Raw genomic sequence first — 15,347 nt, 5'->3', positions numbered from 1 at the left:
TTTCTTCTCTGCCTACAAACTCCTTCTCTTCTATCGTTTTACAAATAATCAGACTTCTATTACTAAGCGTTCACCTTCCGGTAATCTTCCAGAAATTTTGCTAATCCGGAATCGGTCAGCGGATGATTCAGCAGACCTTTTATCGCAGCCAGCGGACAGGTAGCCACATCGGCTCCGACTTCCAGACACTGAATGATATGCTGTGTGGTACGGATGGAAGCAGCCAATACTTGAGTAGAGAAACCATAGTAACGGTACATGGACACAATCTTTTCTACCAGTTCGATACCGTCGCTGGAAATATCATCCAGACGTCCGACAAAAGGAGAAACATAGGTTGCTCCGGCCTTGGCAGCCAGAAGAGCCTGTCCCGGAGAGAAGACAAGTGTACAATTTGTACGGATACCTTTTTTCGTAAAATACTTGATTGCTTTAATACCATCGGCAATGCAAGGCACTTTTACTACAATATGGGGATGCAAGGCAGCCAGTTCCTCTCCTTCCTTTATCATTCCTTCATAATCGGTAGCAATTACTTCAGCACTCACATCGCCTTCTACAATATTACAGATATCCACGTAATGCTTTTTGCAGTTTTCCACTCCCTTTATTCCTTCTTTGGCCATCAGTGAAGGATTGGTGGTAACGCCGTCTAAAACTCCCATGTCGTTGGCTTCCTGTATCTGAGCCAGGTTGGCCGTGTCGATAAAAAATTTCATAGTTTTATTTATAAAAGGTTTATCACTTCCACAAATTTACAAAAAACAAATCCATTGGTACTATAAAAAAGGACTTTTAAATCAATGAAAATATCGTCTTACAAACATTGTCCGGAAACACACGGAGACATGTCCTCCGAAAAGGATATATAAAGCATAAAAATACCGTTATTTAAAAACAATCTAAATAGTTTGCACAGCATTTTTCTATTATTTATCTTTGCGATGCAAAAGATTATAAGCATGAGACTATCAGAATTAAAGACTGGAGAAAAAGGAGTCATTGTCAAAGTATTAGGTCACGGAGGATTCCGCCGTCGTATCATCGAAATGGGATTCATCAAAGGAAAAACCGTAGAAGTACTGCTGAATGCTCCATTAAAAGACCCTATCAAGTATAAGGTAATGGGATACGAGATATCCTTACGTCGGCAAGAGGCTGACATGATTGAAATTATCAGCGAAGAAGAAGCGCGCTCTACCATCAACGAATTCAGCTTTCATGAACCGATTTCCGAAAGTATTCCTGTACCAGACGAGAAAATGAAGGCCATTGCACAAGGAAAACGCCGTACAATCAATGTAGCACTGGTCGGGAATCCGAACTGCGGAAAGACCTCTCTCTTCAATGTGGCATCGGGATCACACGAACATGTAGGCAACTATAGTGGAGTAACCGTGGATGCCAAAGAGGGACATTTCGATTTTCAGGGCTATCACTTCCGGCTGATAGACCTTCCGGGTACTTATTCTTTGTCGGCATACAGCCCTGAAGAATTGTATGTGCGCAAACACATCATCGAAGAAACACCGGACGTCATTATCAATGTGGTAGATGCAGGGAATCTGGAACGTAACCTATATCTTACCACACAACTTATCGACATGAATGTACGAATGGTTATCGCACTCAACATGTACGATGCCTTACAGCATAGCGGCAACAAGCTGGATCACAAAAAGCTAAGCCAGTTGTTGGGAGTCCCCATTGTTCCAACCATCAGCAGAAACGGCAAAGGTATAGAGGAGTTGTTCCATGTCATTATCGGACTGTATGAAGGGGCAGACTTTAAAGGACAGAAAGAAGAAATAGAAACCGAAGCTTTACGGGAGTTCCGCACCTGGCACGATGAATATGTACCGGACCATAAATACGGAAGTACATCGGGGGAAGAGGAAGGGATTGAAACCCAGAACTACATCCGCCACATCCACATCAACCACGGACCTAAACTGGAAAGAGCCATCGATGCTGTAAAAAAGGAAATAGGCAAGAACGAAAATATCCGCAGTAAATATTCTACCCGTTTTCTGGCTATCAAGCTACTGGAGAATGATAAAGACATCGAAACCAGTGTAATCAATAATCTTCCCAACCGGGACGAAATTCTCACTACACTGCATAAAGAAGAGCAACGGATAAAACTGTCGCTGAACGAGGATTGTGAACAGGCAATTACAGATGCAAAATATGGATTTATTTCCGGAGCACTGAAAGAAACTTTCATCGACAAGCATCAGAACAACGAGATGTTTACCCGCATTGTAGACAGCATCGTTACACATAAAATCTGGGGCTTCCCTATCTTCTTTATCTTCCTCTATCTGATGTTTGAATGTACCTTCATTTTCGGAGAATACCCTAAAGCAGGGATAGAATGGATTGTAGAACAAATTGCAGCTTTGGTAGAGGCATTCATGCCGGCCGGTCCACTGAAGGATCTGATTACAGATGGTATCATAGGAGGCGTAGGAGGTGTCATTGTATTTCTGCCTAATATCTTATTGCTGTATCTGTTCATCTCTTTCATGGAAGATTCCGGATACATGGCAAGAGCCGCTTTCATTATGGATAAGATTATGCACAAGATGGGACTGCACGGCAAATCGTTTATTCCTCTGATTATGGGATTCGGATGTAATGTGCCGGCTATCATGTCATCGCGTATTATCGAAAGCCGCAAATCGAGACTGGTCACGATATTGATTAACCCGCTGATATCCTGCAGTGCACGTCTACCTATTTATCTGGTACTGGTGGGTGCCTTCTTCCCTCATCAGGCAGGACTTATGCTGCTGATAATCTACGCAACCGGTATTCTGCTGGCTGTATTGATGGCCCGTCTGTTTACCAAATTCCTGATAAAGGGTGACGATACGCCTTTTGTAATGGAGCTTCCTCCTTACCGTATGCCGACCAGCAAAGCTGTCTTACGACATACATGGGAAAAGGGTGCACAGTATCTGAAAAAGATGGGTGGCATTATCATGATTGCATCTATCATTATCTGGTTCTTAGGATATTACCCGAATCACGATAAATATGATACAATAGCAGAGCAACAGGAAAACTCATACATCGGACAGGTAGGAAAAGCCATCGAGCCTGCAATCAAACCTTTGGGATTCGACTGGAAAATGGGGATTGGTATTCTGTCGGGTATTGGAGCCAAAGAATTAGTGGTCAGTACACTGGGAGTCTTGTATACCAACGACGGAAATCTGGACGACGACACACTGCCTACCCGTATTGCACAGCAATCGCAAATTACACCACTGGTAGCCTTTGCCTATATGCTGTTTACCCTGCTTTACTTCCCGTGTATAGCTACCATTGCAGCCATCAGGCAGGAGTCGGGCAGTTGGAAATGGGCTGCCTTTGCTGCGGGATACACCACTATACTGGCATGGATTGTATCTTTCCTTGTATTCCAGATAGGCAGTCTGATTGTATAATTTAAAGTCAAAACAACCTGTTTATGCAAAACATCATTGTATATATTATTGTGTTTCTCTGCGTTGCTTACGCGGGGAAACACATTCTCGGATTTTTTAAGAAAAAAAGTGCAAGCAAAGGAAATGGCTGTGGTTGTGGATGTTCCGGGTGTCAACTGTCTCAGAAAGCCAACTCATGCAAAGATAAAATTTAAAAAAATTAAGCATAGCTATTGCAAATTACAAAAATAGTCGTACCTTTGCATCGCAATTGAGAAAACAAGCAACGGTTCCTTGGATGAGTGGCTTAGTCAGCGGTCTGCAAAACCGTGTACGGCGGTTCGAATCCGCCAGGAACCTCCCTAAAAACGGATGCACTCTTAGCTCAGTTGGTAGAGCAACTGACTCTTAATCAGTGGGTCCAGGGTTCGAATCCCTGAGGGTGTACAATTAAAAAGACCTTTAAGAATTTCTTAAAGGTCTTTTCTTTTTCTACCCACTATCATTCTTTCTGTATTTTCAGAACAACAGCTCAGCCGACACTACTGCCGTTCAAGAAACTTTCATTCTTCTTTCCAGCAAATCTCTTAATTCATACTCCAGCTTTTTCACAACTTCTTCTATAGAAACTTCACATCCGGTTTCCCGGGCAATAGAAGTAACTCCTTTGTCCACAAATCCACAAGGGTGTATATAGCTGAAGTATCGTAAATCTGTATTTACGTTTAGTGCCAGTCCGTGCATCGTCACATAATGACTGCTGCGCACTCCTATGGCACAAATCTTACGTTCTCTTGAAGTTCCCACCTCAATCCATACTCCCGTAGCTCCGGCAACCCGTTGCCCTTGTATCCCATAGGCTGCACATACTCTGATTACAGCTTCTTCCAGCAAGTTAATATAATCCTTCAAGCCCAGATGAAAATCCTCCAAATTTAAAATAGGATAACAAACCACTTGTCCCGGTCCGTGATACGTGATGTCCCCTCCTCTGTCTGTCTGAAACAGCTCCGCATGAACTGCCAGCAACTGCTCTTTATTAAGCAGCATATTGGCCGGCTTTCCATGACGGCCTAAAGTATATACATGCGGATGCTCGCAAAAAATCAGACGATTACAATACGGCAGATGCTGCTGTTTTGCCGCAACCAATTCTTCGAACAGCTCTGCCTGCCGATGCCATGCATCTGCATAAGCAATCCGTCCCCAATATTCTGTTTTCATAATATCCATTCCATTTAAAGTAGCATATTGACAAAAATAAAAAGAAATATTAACTCATGCACACGAAAGAAGTCGTTTTTTAAGTGGTCAATTCGAGAAGAAATACTATATTTGTCAAAATAGAGACTGAAAACATAGAATAACCTCAAAAGAATAAAGGCAATGAGAAAAACTTACCTTTTACTATCTACTTTCTTTTGTTTCCTTGCATCCGGCATTTTGATGCAAAGCTGTATCGAACAGAAACAAAAGCCACAGGCTGAAATAACCAGTTCCGTAATTGATACAACTGTTTACCTGAAGTCCGATGTGAAGTCATCCCCTTCCTGTAAAATTCACATAGAATATATGTATCTTACTCCGGCTTCAGCCGAAGATTCACTGTCTATGCTTATCAACAGCGAAATACAAAAGAATTTATTCGAAGGAAAATACATCGGAGTAGCGCCCGAATCTGTTTCTACCCAAATGGCCGACAACTACATACGTTCGTATAGAACAGATGTGCTGAAACTTTACGAGGCTGATGTATATAACGGCATGGACGAACAGGATATTCCGGGATGGTACAACTATGAATACGACATCCAGGCCAATCTGGAAAATGGAAGAGACAGCATCTGGAACTATACAGTCACTACATTTGAGTCGACAGGAGGGGCACATCCCAATACTTATTCCAAATGGTTGAACATTGACGCCGTTTCCGGGAAAGTTCTGACTGCAGAAGATGCTTTCAAAAAAGAAGCAGAAAAGAAAATATGTGACCTTATTCTACAGGCTCTGATAGAAGAAGTCAATACACGAATGAAAACTGATACCATTCGCACAATAGACAATCTGCGTTCGATAGGAATTCTGCTGGAATCCGATCCTTATATTCCGGAAAACTTCCTTTTGAGCAAAGACGGAGTCAGTTTCTTATACAACCGATATGAAATTGCTCCTTATGCCAGCGGAGATTTCAAACTGACCATTCCTTACAACGAAATAGAAACTTATTTGAACAAATAATACAATATGGACATCATCCTCAAGTATTTTCCCAACCTTACAGAAACACAGAAACAGCAGTTCGCTGCATTATATGACCTATATACAGACTGGAACAGTAAAATCAACGTGATTTCACGCAAAGATATTACCAACCTGTACGAACATCATATCCTGCATTCTTTGGGAATAGCTAAAATTATCCAATTCAAACCGGGAACAACCATCATGGACTTAGGTACAGGAGGAGGTTTTCCGGGAATACCATTGGCAATTCTTTTCCCAGACACTCACTTTCATTTAGTAGACAGTATAGGAAAGAAGGTGAAAGTCGCCACAGAAATAGCCCACGCTATCGGACTAACCAATGTAACGACACGACACTGCCGGGCTGAAGAAGAAAAGGAACTGTTCGATTTTGTGGTCAGCCGCGCCGTAATGCCGCTTACCGACCTATTGAAAATAGTCAGAAAAAACATCAAAAAAGAGCAGCAGAATGCTCTTCCCAATGGACTGATCTGCCTGAAAGGAGGAGAATTGGAAAAGGAAATTCTTCCGGTGAAACACCAGACTGTAATTTCTGACTTGAAAGACTTTTTCAGTGAAGAGTTTTTCGAAACTAAAAAAGTAGTATATGTGACTATCAACCGATAAGAACTGATTGCATCTATGAAAATTAAACGATTTGAATTCAATATGTTTCCGGTAAACTGCTATGTATTATCGGACGACACCAAGGAAGCGGTAATCATTGATGCCGGATGCTTTTACCCTGACGAACAGCAGGAATTGAAAAGATACATCACAGACAACAATCTGAAAGTAACTCACTTGCTGAACACTCACCTGCATTTGGACCATGTGTTTGGCAATCCGTTTGTCAAACGTGAATTCGGATTACAGGCCGAAGCACATAAAGCTGATGAATTCCTGCTCAATCAAGTAGCCGACCAATGCCGCATGTTTGGTTTCGAAATCAACGAACCTGCCGTACCTTTAGGCCGATACATCGAAGATAAAGAGCTTATTCGTTTTGGCAATACGACTTTAGAAGCGATTCACGTGCCCGGACATTCTCCCGGCGGCCTCGTATTCTACGCAGCTTCTGCACAATGTATGTTCAGCGGGGATGTGCTTTTTAATGGAAGTATAGGACGTTCCGATCTGAGCGGAGGTGATTTTACAGCACTCCGGAACGGAATCATCAACCGTCTCTTTGTGCTTCCAGACGAAACGACAGTATACCCGGGACATGGTGACGCCACTACTATCGGACGGGAAAAAATATCCAATCCTTTCTTCCGGTAATCCTTATAAAAAAGGATTACCGCATTACCACCTTTATAAAACCTTAAAAACATGAAAACAGATGTCTTTGCCGACAGACACATCGGCATTACAGAAGAAAATCTTTCCACCATGCTGGAAAAAATTGGAGTGAATAGCCTTGAAGAATTAATCAGCAAAACAATTCCTGAGAATATTCTTCTGAAAGAACCGCTTGCACTTCCACCGGCCATGACAGAACATCAATTTGCGACTCACATTACTCAACTGGCCTCTCATAACAAGATTTACAAATCTTACATAGGATGCGGATGGTACGACACCTTTACTCCTCCTGTCATTCAAAGAAATGTATTTGAAAATCCGGTTTGGTATACTTCATATACCCCGTATCAAGCCGAGATTTCACAAGGAAGACTGGAAGCCTTGATTAATTTCCAGACTATGATCAGCGACCTGACAGCTATGCCATTGGCTAACTGCTCGCTCTTGGACGAGGCCACTGCAGCAGCAGAAGCTGCTACCATGATGCATAATCTCCGCTCTCGTGCCCAACAGAAAAGTGGCGCCAATACCCTATTCGTAGACGAAGAAATATTTCCTCAGAACCTAGCTGTTATCCAGACACGTGCTATCCCTCAAGGTATTACTGTCCGCGTAGGAAACTATAAGGAATTGGAGTTTACTCCGGATATCTTCGGATGCATTATCCAATACCCGAACAACAGTGGTAATATTGAGGACTATCGAGAATTTACAGCACGTGCGCACGAAGCAGGATGTAAAGTGGCTGTGGACGCAGATATTCTCAGCCTCACCTTGCTGGTACCTCCCGGAGAATGGGGAGCAGATATTGTATTTGGTAGTACACAAAGACTGGGTATTCCAATGTTCTATGGAGGACCTTCTGCAGCCTACTTCGCAACACGCGACGAATTCAAGAGAAGCATGCCCGGACGTATCATCGGTCTGTCTAAAGACAAATACGGACACTTATGCTACCGTATGGCACTACAAACGCGTGAACAGCATATCAAACGTGAAAAAGCGACCTCAAACATTTGCACAGCACAGGCCTTATTGGCTACAATGGCTGGCTTCTATGCAATATATCATGGACCTGAGGGCTTAAAGGAGATTGCCACACGCATTCATCACATGACTACCTGGCTCGGCAATCAGCTTACTCATTTAGGATACACACAAAAGAACATTTCTTTCTTCGATACACTCCGTTTAGGGCTTCCTGCACATGTTTCTCCTCAGAAACTACGCACCATTGCACTAAGCAAAGAAATCAATCTCCGCTATTTCGACAACGGAGAAGTCGGCATCAGTCTGAATGAGACTACCACTCCGGCAGACTGCCATCAGTTATTGTCTGTATTCGGAATTGCTGCCGAAGAGTCTGTACACGAAGTATACGATATACCACAGCAAGATTCTATCCCGCAGGAACTGTGCCGTACCAGCAGCTATCTTTCCCATGAAATATTCCAGAAATATCACACAGAGACAGAAATGATGCGCTACATCAAACGACTGGAAAGGAAAGATATTTCACTCGCCCATTCTATGATTTCACTGGGTTCTTGTACCATGAAACTGAATGCAGCAGCCGAAATGCTTCCATTGAGTAACGCATCATGGATGAATATCCACCCTCTTGTACCTGAAGATCAGGCAGTAGGATATACTGAATTAATAACCAATCTTTCCGAACAGCTGAAAATTGTCACCGGATTTGCAGGAGTAACTTTACAGCCCAACTCTGGAGCAGCCGGAGAATATACCGGACTCCGCATCATACGCAGCTATCTGGAAAGTATAGGTCAAGGACATCGCCATCTCATTCTCATACCGGCATCGGCCCATGGAACCAACCCTGCATCTGCTGTACAAGCCGGTTACGAGACTCTGACTTGTGCCTGCGACGAACATGGAAATGTTGATTTGGAAGATTTGCGCACAAAAGCGGAAGAACACAAAGACCAGTTGGCTGCTCTGATGATTACTTACCCGTCTACTCATGGTATTTTTGAGACAGACATCAAGGAAATCTGTGAGATTATCCATAAATGTGGAGCACAAGTCTATATGGACGGGGCCAATATGAATGCTCAGGTAGGACTGACAAATCCCGGAACAATCGGTGCCGATGTCTGTCATCTGAACTTACACAAAACATTTGCTATACCTCATGGAGGTGGTGGTCCGGGTGTAGGTCCTGTATGCGTAGCCGAACATTTGATTCCATTCTTACCCGGACACGTACATTTTGGACATCCGCAGAATGAAGTTTCAGCAGCACCTTACGGTAGTGCCGGTATTTTCCCGATTACCTATGCATACATCTGTATGATGGGAGCTGAAGGATTAAAACGTGCAACTGAAACAGCCATTTTAAATGCCAATTATCTGGCAGCTTCCTTAAAAGATACTTATGGAGTTGTATATCAGGGAAAGAATGGCTTTGTCGGTCATGAGATGATACTGGAATGCCGCAAAATACATGAAGAAAGCGGAATTACCGAAAACGATATAGCAAAACGACTCATGGATTATGGTTATCATGCTCCTACACTTTCCTTCCCCGTTCATGGTACATTGATGATTGAACCGACAGAAAGTGAAAGTTTAAATGAGTTGAATAACTTTATTCACTCCATGCAACAGATTTGGAAAGAAATAGAAGAAGTCAGACAAGGAAATGCATCTCGCGAAGACAATGTGCTAATCAACGCTCCTCACCCGGAATACGAAGCAGTAGGCAGCCAGTGGACACACACATACAGCCGTGAAAAAGCAGTCTACCCTATAGAAAGTGTCCGAGAGAATAAATTCTGGATAAATGTAGCACGAATAGACAATACTTTGGGAGACAGAACCCTCTTGCCTACACGCTACGGAAAGTTTGAATCCTGAGATAAAGCTTAGATATAAAAAAGACAGACCATACACTGGAAAGAACTGAATCCAGTATAAGGTCTGTCTTTTTTACTATACAACAACCTATATATAAATTTTCATATCTTCAAACTTATCGTCCTTTCCAAAAACTTGGAGCAAACATAAGCAGAATACCAAATAATTCCAAACGGCCAATAAGCATCAGGAAAGACAAAATCCATTTTGCGGCATCAGGTAAAGCGCTCCATGAAAAGGCCGGACCAAATGCCCCCAGTCCCGGTCCTACATTTCCCAAACTGGAAATGACCGTTCCAAAAGATTCTGTCAACCCCAAGCCAAGGAACATCAATGCAACCCATCCTACAAAAGCGCAAATAAAAAATGTCAATACAAACGTCATTACTGTAGAAATAGTAGAAGGGGAAACTGTCTGAGAATTGATCTTTACAGATAACACAGCCCGAGGGTGAATCAACCGACTGAATTCATTTTTGATATTACGCAATACAATCAACAAACGCATGCTTTTTATACCTCCAGCTGTAGAACCGGTACATCCTCCTGCCACCATTGTATAAATAAACAACATCCAGGTAAATGGTGCCCAGGTATTATAGTCATCAGTAGCAAATCCACAAGATGTATGCACCGAAGCCACTTGGAACAACGCTTTACGAAAAGCATTCTCCACACCATAATTGTTATAGCTAATGAGAGAAAAGGTTATGATTAGAGTAACAACTCCTATTGAAATCAGGAAGCCTTTGAACTCATCGTCTTTGAGCAAGTGAGCAAATTTTCCTTTCAAACACATAAAATACAAGGAAAAATTCACACTGGAAAGAATCATAAAGATAGCTATTACATACTCTATAAAAGGTGAATTCCAATGAGCTACACTATCCTGCTTCGTAGAATATCCGCCAGTCGCAGTAGTAGAAAACGAATGACATACCGCATCAAAAAGATTCATTCCCCCACACATCAGCAAAATTGCCTCTACTACGGTCAGAATAACATATACTGTCCAAAGCCATTTTGCCATCATACTGATTTTAGGATGTATTTTATCATGAGTCACTCCTGTAGCCTCCGCCGAGAACAAAACCTGATTGCCTACTCCAAAAATAGGCAAAACTGCAATGGTAAAGAATACAATCCCTAATCCACCAATCCACTGAGTAAAGCTTCTCCAAAACAACATTCCATACGGAAGTGCTTCTATGTCATCCAAAATAGTAGCTCCCGTCGTAGTAAAACCTGACATTGTTTCAAAAAAAGCATCAGCTACAGAAGGAATTTCACCGCTAATATAAAAAGGCAACATTCCAAAACCAGAAAACAATAACCATGTAAACGCTACAATACAATATCCATCTCTACGGGTAACCGTATTTTCTGCATTTTTTCCTAAGAACAAAAACAAACTTCCTACTGCAGCTACAATCAGGGTTGAATATATAAAATAAATATAATCAGCTTCACGATAACACAGCGATACTCCGGCACACACAAGAAACATTATTCCTTCCAGGAACAATAAAATGCCTAAAATACGGAATATCATTTTCTTATTTATCAAACTATTGTTTTTGTTTCTCCCTACATAAAGATTTGAAGTAATCTTATTTTCCATATTAATCTATCATTATCGCGTACAAATCTAATGAAAAGAGAGCATTTTTAGTGAATTTTCATTCATAAATATTAATTTAAATTGAGAAATACTCTTGTACTCTCAAGAATATTTCCGTAATTTGCGCCAAATTTAAATCATCTATCTTTCTGATTATTATGAATAAACTTACACTTCACCTGATAAAAGGACTTACAGGTATTGACATAGAAGAACTGGAAAACAGCATTGATGTATTACAAACTAAAAACCAACAATTGTCTTTCCTCATCAAGGATGCCAATAAGGAGGTTTCATACAAACGTACACAGCTCTCCGATGCCCAAAAGCAACTGTCTAAATCAGAAGATAAAATTAAAGAACAATTGATAGCTATTGCTGCCCAACAACAGGAAATTGCTATCTTACAAAAAGACTCAAGTGGTCTGCTGAAAACGGTAGCGTCTTTACAGACTAAATTGGAGCAGCAACTTCATACCAGCGGTCTGCAGGAGAAAGAAATCACTGATCAGAAAGGAATAATCGACCGGTTGTCCGAACAAATTCTGTCTGTACGCCAACAGGCACAAAAGGCAGAAGAAGAGAATCAGTTGCTTGCTGTACAGTTGGAACAGCTAAGGGGAAAATATGCCTTGCTGGAAACCACCAAAGAGGAACAAGCCAAGCAAATCACTACTCTTACCCATACAGCTTCAGAACACAGTCAGCTTAAACAAGTATTACAGGCTACAGAACAAGAAAGTGAAGGCCATAAGGCTACTATTCATGCCCAACAACAGGAAAACCAAAGTTTACAGAACGAACTGGAAGCATTGCGCACGCAGTTGACTCAAGTAGAAAGCAAAAAACAAGAGGCATTGAAAGAGATACAGGAGTGGCAACGCAAGTATACAAACACTCAACAGAGTCTGGCTCAATCAGAGCAAGAAAACACGACATTGGAAAAAGCTCTTGATGAGTTGAGAAAAGAACTCCAGCTGCTCAAGGAAGAAAAAGAAAAAACAACTCAAACATTATCGGAGAACTTGAGTAAGGAAGAAATGAGCCGTAACAAGGAAGTGACACAGCTCAAAGAGAACATTTTTGTACAACAACAGCAAAACCAGAACCTGCAACAGGAAAACGAACTGCTTCAAGCACAACTTTCTCAAGCAAAAGACAGAGAGCAGAAAACACAGAAAGAAGTACAAGAGTGGCAGAACAAATATACGGATTCGCAGGAAAGCCTGGCTCAATCGGAGCAGGAAAAAACTGTACTGAAAAAGAACGTAGCGTCTTTAAAAGAAGAATTCCAACAACTTAAACAAGAAAAAGAAGAGAAAGTTAAAGCATTGTCGGAGAGTCTTGAAAAAGAAGAGACAAACCGCAACAAAGAGATTGCACAGCTCGAAGAAAACCTTACTGCACAGCAACAGGAAAACCAAAAATTGCAGCAGGAAGTAGAATTGCTTCATACACAACTTTCTCAGGTAGAAAAGGAACATAATCGAACTACAGAAGAAGTACAACAGTGGCAAAAACAATATACAGACATCTTGCAGACTCTCAACCAAAGCGTTGAAGATAAAGCTGTATTGGAAAAGAATATAGCCAATCTGAAAGAAGAGCTCCAACAGTCCAAACAAGAGCAGATAAATACGGAAAGTAACTTAAACCAGGCTATACAAGATAAAACAGCACTGGAAAAAGACTGTGCCGAACTTCAAGAGAAACTTCAGCAACTTAAACAGGAAAAAGAGGAAACTGTAAAAGCCTTGCAGGAAAACCTGAATAAGGAAAATGAAAGCCAAAAGAAGGAGGATACACAAACAGAAGGAAACGACATAGAAGATACAGCCGAACAGAATCAGCCAGAAGATACAACCTCTGCAGGTACAGAAAACGAGACAGAGGAAGCACCTATTGATGAACAGACTGAAGGACAGAATGAATTAACGGATAATAGCAAAAAAATTGAATGTAAAGAAGAGGCTGTTCAACCAGAAATAAATGCACCCGAAGAAAACCGTGATTTACTGCAGGCCTATCAAGATATGAAAGCAAAACTTGAGAAAAGTACCCTGCATTATCCGTACACCCGTGTCACCACAATGCCTAATGGTTCTCAATATATTTATGAGTCAAAAAATCTTCAGGTCAAGACAGAATTATTCACTTGGGGAATAGAAGGAAAAGAAGTCATTCTCGATGAGCCACATTTCATTGCACACGATGAAATAAGCCGTATAGAAGGACTGGAAACTCCCTACCTGACCGACAGTATGATCTGCGATTTTTCGGACGAAGGAAATGGCAGTGAAATAGCAGAAACCTTACTGATGGCTATCTGCAGTTACCATCCGCTGCACATCACCTACCGCGACAAGAACGGCCGCTCGTCCGAACGTAATCTTTATTGGGTCTGCTTCCAGCCCCAGAATAAAAACAGAATCAGCCTGCCTTACGAAGGTCTGTTCAATGACATGCTGGAGGGAGAAATAGACAGTGAACACATTCTGGCTATGCACGCACATCATCAGGAAGCACGGGCTTTCACCATTACCCAAATACAAAGCATACAGATATTTGACGCTTTTGTGACGACTCAAAAAGGTATTGATACTTTAATAAATGGCTTATACATTTCTTTATTGGCATCACAACCCGAAGCTGCCGAAATGATTTACCAGTGTCTTCCTTCACAATTTAAGGAAAAGCCTCAGGTAATCAGCCGATGGGCTCATTACAATATACTTACGGGAGATTATGAAAAAGCAATGGAATTGTATCTATCCATCGCCCCCGATGCTCATATTGACTCCCATTTTACCTGGCAACAGTTCAATGGCAATGCTTTCGATGAGTTCATAGAGAAAGGAGTAGAAAACGAAAGTTTTGAGCAACTGAAAGAGGCTTTACGTGAAGAAGGTTGGGAAATTTAAGCATTATTGCTACTTTCGCACGTTATTTTTAAAAGACCCAATTATGCATATTCAGAATCAAGTAAAAAAAGTAGTAGCCGTACACGACCTCTCAGGGGTAGGACGCGTATCACTTATGGCAGTCATTCCCATCCTTTCATCAATGGGATTTCAAGTCTGTCCCCTACCCACAGCGGTTTTATCAACACATACCCAATATCCTACTTTCTCTTTTCTCGACCTTACCGATGAAATGACACGCATCATCGAGAATTGGGAAAAACTGAATATGCGATTCGATACTTTTTACACCGGCTATCTGGGTTCTCCCCGTCAGGCCCGGATTGTAGGTGAATTTATTGCTAAATTTCGCCGTCCCGACCAGGATCTGGTTGTAGTCGATCCGGTATTGGGAGACAATGGCAAGTTATATACTGGTATTTCGGAAGAGATGGTCACAGAGATGCGCCATCTTATCCGTTATGCTGATATCATTACTCCCAACATGACCGAACTGTTCCGCCTGCTGGATAAACCCTATCAGTCTGCTGTCAGCGATAAGGAGCTGAAACTTTATCTGAAAGATCTGTCGGAAGCAGGGCCGGAGATTGTCATCGTTACCAGTGTGCCTGTAGCAGACAACCCTCACATGACCTCTGTATATGCCTATAATCGAAATGGGAATAAATACTGGAAAGTAACTTGTCCTTATTTGCCTGCCCATTATCCGGGGACAGGCGACACCTTTACCAGCGTAATAACCGGCTCGCTGATGCAGGGAGACAGTCTTCCAATTGCACTCGACCGTGCGACTCAATTCATCTTGCAAGGCATCCGCGCCACATTCGGATATGAATACAACAATCTGGAAGGTATTATGTTGGAAAAAGTCTTACACAACCTGGATATGCCTATACAGATTTGTAGCTACGAACTGGTAGAATAAGCCAAAGGAACAAAGTT

11 protein-coding genes and 2 tRNA genes are annotated in these 15,347 nt (G+C 41.8%); 10 read left to right on the top strand and 3 right to left on the bottom strand.

Going from position 1 to position 15,347, the window contains the following annotated elements; all coding sequences use genetic code 11:
- Positions 1-62: 62 nt before the first annotated feature.
- Positions 63-719 carry a fructose-6-phosphate aldolase gene (gene fsa / locus O6P32_RS00305; protein ID WP_269876240.1) on the bottom strand — a complete coding sequence of 219 codons (657 nt, stop codon included), beginning with the start codon at positions 717-719 and terminating at the stop codon, positions 63-65.
- 243 nt (positions 720-962) lie between these two features.
- On the opposite strand from fsa, the gene feoB reads away from it, so the two are divergent.
- From feoB to O6P32_RS00285, 4 genes are all read left to right on the top strand, one after another.
- The gene (gene feoB / locus O6P32_RS00300) at positions 963-3,455 is read left to right on the top strand and encodes a ferrous iron transport protein B (RefSeq protein ID WP_269876239.1); all 2,493 of its coding nucleotides are present in this window, start codon (positions 963-965) and stop codon (positions 3,453-3,455) included.
- Positions 3,456-3,478: 23 nt separating this feature from the next.
- A complete protein-coding gene (locus tag O6P32_RS00295) occupies positions 3,479-3,649 on the top strand; it encodes a FeoB-associated Cys-rich membrane protein (RefSeq protein WP_269876238.1) in 171 nt (56 codons plus the stop codon).
- A 73-nt stretch (positions 3,650-3,722) separates the two neighbouring features.
- Positions 3,723-3,794, top strand: a tRNA-Cys gene (locus O6P32_RS00290).
- A 14-nt stretch (positions 3,795-3,808) separates the two neighbouring features.
- Positions 3,809-3,881 (top strand) — tRNA-Lys (locus tag O6P32_RS00285).
- A 105-nt stretch (positions 3,882-3,986) separates the two neighbouring features.
- Here O6P32_RS00285 and lipB read toward each other — a convergent pair.
- Positions 3,987-4,658, bottom strand: coding sequence for a lipoyl(octanoyl) transferase LipB (lipB, locus tag O6P32_RS00280; RefSeq protein ID WP_178267290.1), 672 nt, complete (start codon positions 4,656-4,658; stop codon positions 3,987-3,989).
- 162 nt (positions 4,659-4,820) lie between these two features.
- Between lipB and O6P32_RS00275 the strand changes: the two genes are divergently transcribed.
- Genes O6P32_RS00275 through gcvP form a run of 4 tightly spaced genes read left to right on the top strand, consistent with a single transcriptional unit; the run spans position 4,821 to position 9,863 of the window.
- Positions 4,821-5,672 (top strand): RsiV family protein, encoded by an 852-nt coding sequence (locus O6P32_RS00275; protein WP_269876237.1) that lies wholly within the window; start codon positions 4,821-4,823, stop codon positions 5,670-5,672.
- A gap of 6 nt (positions 5,673-5,678) precedes the next feature.
- Positions 5,679-6,305, top strand: coding sequence for a 16S rRNA (guanine(527)-N(7))-methyltransferase RsmG (gene rsmG, locus O6P32_RS00270; protein WP_178267292.1), 627 nt, complete (start codon positions 5,679-5,681; stop codon positions 6,303-6,305).
- Positions 6,306-6,320: 15 nt separating this feature from the next.
- Positions 6,321-6,959: an MBL fold metallo-hydrolase gene (locus O6P32_RS00265; protein ID WP_269876236.1), complete on the top strand. Its 639-nt coding sequence runs from the start codon at positions 6,321-6,323 to the stop codon at positions 6,957-6,959.
- A 51-nt stretch (positions 6,960-7,010) separates the two neighbouring features.
- Complete coding sequence (gene gcvP, locus O6P32_RS00260) at positions 7,011-9,863, top strand: aminomethyl-transferring glycine dehydrogenase (RefSeq protein WP_269876235.1); 2,853 nt, start codon at positions 7,011-7,013, stop codon at positions 9,861-9,863.
- Between the two features lie 115 nt (positions 9,864-9,978).
- Here gcvP and O6P32_RS00255 read toward each other — a convergent pair whose 3' ends face one another.
- Positions 9,979-11,484 (bottom strand): TrkH family potassium uptake protein, encoded by a 1,506-nt coding sequence (locus O6P32_RS00255; protein ID WP_178267295.1) that lies wholly within the window; start codon positions 11,482-11,484, stop codon positions 9,979-9,981.
- A 158-nt stretch (positions 11,485-11,642) separates the two neighbouring features.
- Between O6P32_RS00255 and O6P32_RS00250 the strand changes: the two genes are divergently transcribed.
- Both O6P32_RS00250 and O6P32_RS00245 read left to right on the top strand, forming a co-directional pair.
- Positions 11,643-14,405, top strand: a complete 2,763-nt coding sequence (locus O6P32_RS00250) for a coiled-coil domain-containing protein (RefSeq protein WP_269876234.1) — start codon at positions 11,643-11,645, stop codon at positions 14,403-14,405.
- Positions 14,406-14,448: 43 nt separating this feature from the next.
- Positions 14,449-15,330: a pyridoxamine kinase gene (locus O6P32_RS00245; RefSeq protein ID WP_178267297.1), complete on the top strand. Its 882-nt coding sequence runs from the start codon at positions 14,449-14,451 to the stop codon at positions 15,328-15,330.
- Positions 15,331-15,347: the final 17 nt, after the last annotated feature.

Origin of the sequence: Phocaeicola acetigenes, from assembly GCF_027529745.1 — a bacterium.
Classification (GTDB): Bacteria; Bacteroidota; Bacteroidia; order Bacteroidales; family Bacteroidaceae; genus Phocaeicola; species Phocaeicola acetigenes.
Note: the sequence above shows the minus strand (reverse complement) of the source record. Positions and strands in the feature narration are given on the sequence as shown.